Source organism: Ensifer sp. LC11, from assembly GCF_001695835.1.
Taxonomy (GTDB): domain Bacteria; phylum Pseudomonadota; class Alphaproteobacteria; order Rhizobiales; family Rhizobiaceae; genus Ensifer.
Genome location: NZ_MBSO01000065.1, coordinates 1 through 344, shown reverse-complemented (window position 1 = coordinate 344; position 344 = coordinate 1). Strand labels below are relative to the sequence as shown.

The window sequence follows — 344 nt, the reverse complement described above, 5'->3', positions numbered from 1 at the left end:
TGGCCGATCCAGCCGTTGCCGGCATAAAGCGTCGTCAGCGCAATGCCGGCAACCGCGGTCGGCAGCGCAAACGGCAGGTCGACCATGGCATCGATCACCCGCTTGCCGGGGAAGCGGTAACGCACCAGCACCCAGGCGAGGATGACACCGAAGATCAGGTTGATCACCGCGGCGACAAACGCCGTGCCGAACGAGATCTTCAAGGCGTTGAGCGTGCGCGGATCAAGCGCCAGCTCAACGAACTTGGCCCAGCCCAGCCCGCTGGCCCGAAACACCAGTCCCGACAACGGGATCAACACGATCAGCACCAGCCAGCTCAGCGTGATCCCGAGCGACAAGCCAAA

Annotated in this window: 1 pseudogene; it reads right to left on the bottom strand. The window is 63.7% G+C overall.

From position 1 onward, the window contains the following. A pseudogene (locus BBX50_RS26825) lies at positions 1-344 on the bottom strand (molybdate ABC transporter permease subunit); the annotation flags it as partial.